The 619-nt window shown below is 30.9% G+C and carries 1 protein-coding gene and 1 pseudogene; both read left to right on the top strand.

Features of this window, described 5'->3' with window-relative positions; genetic code table 11:
• Positions 1-123 precede the first annotated feature (123 nt).
• Positions 124-411 (top strand): helix-turn-helix domain-containing protein, encoded by a 288-nt coding sequence (locus tag IU405_RS11970; protein ID WP_197438849.1) that lies wholly within the window; start codon positions 124-126, stop codon positions 409-411.
• A gap of 3 nt (positions 412-414) precedes the next feature.
• Positions 415-619, top strand: a pseudogene (locus tag IU405_RS11965) (hypothetical protein); the annotation flags it as partial.

Raw genomic sequence — 619 nt, 5'->3', positions numbered from 1 at the left:
GATAGTATTTATAATAAAGCAAAAGAAACAACATGAAACCGTGTACTAAAAAACACGATTCCATTCAATAGACTACACAACTTCAATTAGAATTTTGGCTTGTTAAATTTAAAAAAACAAGTCATGCAAAAAAATTCAATTTTATTAGAAACCCTATCCGTTGAGCAACTTCAACAACTTATAGGTACCTCCGTTAAAAACGGTATTCAAGAACTTCAAAAGCAATTACAATCTAAAGACAATTCAGAAGAATTATTGTCTAGAGATGAAACTTGCCAATTTCTAAAAGTCGACAGCTCCACACTTTGGGCTTGGACGAAAAAAGGAAAAGTCAAAGCCTACGGCATTGGCTCCAGACGTTACTACAAGAGAAGCGAATTATTAGAATGTTTAACTCTTTTAAAAAAATAGGCTATGAATAACTATAATGAAAATATTGAAGACATTTTATTTAGGCTAGAAAAACAAATGTCATTTGTAATAGAAAAAATGAACCAAAGTGACAAAATAAATACTGAGGATGTATTTTTTGACAATCAGGAATTCATAAGTCTAATGAATAGCAGTAAAAGAACAGCGCAAGAATGGCGCAACAAAAAGATTATTGAGTATTCTCAAG

This window comes from Polaribacter sp. BAL334 (genome assembly GCF_015767435.1).
Lineage (GTDB): Bacteria > Bacteroidota > Bacteroidia > Flavobacteriales > Flavobacteriaceae > Polaribacter.
Note: the sequence above shows the minus strand (reverse complement) of the source record. Positions and strands in the feature narration are given on the sequence as shown.